Below are 3,257 nucleotides of genomic sequence, written 5' to 3'. Positions count from 1 at the left end.
GCAGACCCGCCTCGACGCTGCGAAGGACGCAACGAAGAAGTTCGTTTCTGAGCTTGGTGGGACTATCCCGCTCGGACTTGTTACTTACGGCGGCACGGTCGACGAGGCTCCAGAGAACCAAGAAGTAGGGTGCCAGGACATCCACGTGGTCAGTGGCCCCAAAGAGGATGTAGGGGATTCTTTCACTGGCCCGATCGATGCGCTCCAGGCCAAGGGCTATACCCCGATTGGTGATTCCCTGAAGAAGGCCGCCGAGGAATTGGGTGGCCAGCACGGCACCATTGTGCTTGTCTCTGATGGAATCGACACGTGCGCGCCGCCGCCGGTATGTGAGGTGGCCAAAGAGCTTCACGAGCAGGGCGTCGATCTGGTCATCAACACCATTGGTTTTAACGTCGATGAGGAGGCCCGAAAGGAGCTCTCCTGCATCGCAGATGCCGCTGGCGGCGAGTATCTCGACGCCGATGATGCAGACTCATTGGCAGCGATGATCAAGAAGGCAGCAGGGCGTGCCGCGGACATCTATCAATCCGATGTCGAACAGATGGAAGGTAGCGAAGATATCAGTCAACCAACGCAGCTTCCACGATGGGAGTCTGGTGAGGACTTCATCTTCCGTGCGGAGTTGGATGCCCCGCCGAACGGTGGCGAAGACACCCACAAGGATTTTCACGCTGAGTCGTGGTCCATTCCCGTCAAACCAGGGGAGCGGTATGTAGCGACGATGTACAAGACTTTGGACGGCGCGGTGGTTAAGCCGCGAGATCTCGGAATGAAGATTTTCTTTGGTGACGGTTCCGAGCCGCCGACCGGTAATCATGGCGGTGAACAAGGCTCCATTGAGTGCACTGCTGATCAGGACGAGTTCCATACCTCCATTCGCACAGACGCTTTGCCCAGCGCGAGTGCCTTTACGCGAGAAATGGGCTCCGAAAAGTGTCCAGATGACGAGATTGTCTTGACCGCGATGCGGTCGATGACCCATAAGGCTGAGGAACCCCTCGATGTGGAAATCCTCCTCCACCGCATTGACCCTGTGTCCAATATGGATGAGCTGGTGAGTGGGCTGGACAGCGAGCTAGAGGGTGAGCTTCATGCCAATTTTGAAGGCGCTGAAAAGGTTCGCGCGGCTAGCTGGTTCGGCGATGCCATTGAGCTGGAAAGCGGAGACACCATCGAGACCGACATCGTGCGCGGTGAGGCGCAAGTCTTCAAGGTTCCCATGAAGGAAGGACAGCAGCTTGCCGCCGCCTTGAAAGTAGGCGAGATGTCTGATGAGAATGCCTTGAAATATTCGGCCCTGAATTTGGAGATTCTTAACCCCGCGCGCGAGCGAGCTGGTGACAACGATTATATGTCGGCGTTGAACGAGGGCCATGAAGTTGCGGCACACTCAGTTACACCGACGGCCTTCGCTAACCGTTTCGGTCAAAGTCAGGCAAACGGGCAAGAAGCCCAAGCTAACTGGTTGGAGGGTGACTATTACATCTTGGTCACCTTGGACGCGGGCACGGGGGCCGAAAAGGAAGATGAGGTGTCTGATAGTAAGCGAGACACGGTGAAATATGCCCTCACCTCCAAGGTCTTAGGGGAGCCGATCCAAGGCCCAATCTATGAACCTGTCAAGGACCAGACTGAGGCCCCGAATAGCGATGGTGATAAAGAGATGAAGGATAAGTCGGACCAGGCAGCAAGCGCCGATGAGGATGAAGGCTTTGGCTTTGGCATTCTTGGCTATCTCTTAGCCGCTGCGCTGGGCATCATTGCACTTACCGTCGTCATCTTGGTAGTTATCCTTCTGCGCGGGCGTAGCAAGTAGTAAGCCCAGGAATATGACTTAGCTGCTGTTGGAACTTCAGCAGGGAACTTTTCCACTGCATGCAACGACTACTTGGTAACCCCGCACAATCGGTGCGGGGTAAGGATTGGCTCGAGGATCCCTCCCGGCGATAGGATGAGGGAACCTTCAACCAAAAGTTTCATCAGACCATCAAGGAGTAGTCCGGGAAATGCAGCTGCGTCGGGTCACTACGGGAATTGCCGCTGGGGCTGCGGGCCTTGCGATTGGGTTGTCCGCGCCGCTAGCGGTGGCGCATGACTCAGTCATTGGCGGAAACGTGGTGGGTGACGCACCGCTGGAAGAATTCCCCCGTGAAATCACGCTGGAGTTCTCTGGTATTCCCCGGGATGACTTCAATACTTTTGCCGTGAGCGATACAGCCTCTGGCGAGGTGCTTTTTGACGCCACCCCCACCATTGATGGCCGCAATCTCACCGTTGAGGTTCCTCAGGACATCGAACCTGGTGATGGTGAATACCAGGTAGGTTTCCGCATTACCTCCTCCGATGGCCACTCCACGCTCGGTTCCGTGCCGTTTAGCGTGGGCTCTGGGGCCGGCGGGCATGAGGCCGCAGATGCTTCTGCCGATGGTGCCAAGGAAGGCGACGATGCACAGGAGTCTCAGGATCCGCTGAGTTCCTTGCCCTCCGCGGCCAAATGGATCATTGGCGTAGGAGCAGTTCTCGTCGTCGGCGCAGCGCTCTTTGCCTTCGGAGCAAAGACCCGCCGCGCAGGTGGAGAAGGCTCAGAAGGCTAAATACCACGCGCCTCCGATGAGGCGAGAGTCAATCCGCACTTTCCTTAACTACTGTTACTGCAGAAAGGCATGTCCCATGCTGAATACCCGTTCTTTCCTCCGCGTCTCCGTGGCGGCTCTCGCAGCTGGCAGCTTGACCTTGGCGGCTTGCTCCCCGAGCGAAGAGGATTCCGCCGCAGCTCCGTCGAGCACTGCAACCAGCGCTGAGAAGGACAAGGACGCGGAGACCAGTACTTCGGCTTCTTCCTCCGCTGAGTCTGGCGTAACTTTCGAGGATGCTGTTGTGCGTGCTATGGAGAAGGACTCCGATATGACCGCGATCTTTGGCACCCTCCACAATCACACTGACAAGGACGTCAACGTGGTTGGCTTCACCTCTTCGGTGAAGGCGAAGCACTACGAGATCCATGAGGTTGTCGATGGCGTCATGCAGGAGAAGGAAGGCGGCTTCGATATCCCTGCCGGCGAATCCGTTGAGCTCGCGCCGGGCGGTTTCCACTTCATGGTGATGGGCGTGACCGAGCCCGTTATGGCCGGTGAGACCGCCACCCTGACGCTGGAGCTTGCCGACGGTTCCACGATCGAGCTCGGTGATATCCCGGTGCGCACCATTGGTGCCGGCGATGAAGACTACGGTGACATGGGCCACATGAACCACGG

At 57.3% G+C, this 3,257-nt stretch carries 3 protein-coding genes; all 3 read left to right on the top strand.

What is annotated here, in order from left to right:
• Nucleotides 1–1,819 (top strand): hypothetical protein (locus tag RDN59_RS11775; RefSeq protein ID WP_308607997.1); only part of this gene is annotated, 1,819 nt, incomplete at its 5' end.
• 190 nt (nt 1,820–2,009) lie between these two features.
• Nucleotides 2,010–2,597, top strand: coding sequence for a copper resistance protein CopC (locus RDN59_RS11770; RefSeq protein ID WP_308607996.1), 588 nt, complete (start codon nt 2,010–2,012; stop codon nt 2,595–2,597).
• A 76-nt stretch (nt 2,598–2,673) separates the two neighbouring features.
• The coding region (locus RDN59_RS11765) for a copper chaperone PCu(A)C (protein WP_308607995.1) at nt 2,674–3,257 on the top strand (584 nt) is incomplete at its 3' end.

The sequence above is a fragment of the uncultured Corynebacterium sp. genome, assembly GCF_902489365.1.
Lineage (GTDB): Bacteria > Actinomycetota > Actinomycetes > Mycobacteriales > Mycobacteriaceae > Corynebacterium.
This window is presented reverse-complemented; position numbering and strand designations above follow the sequence as displayed.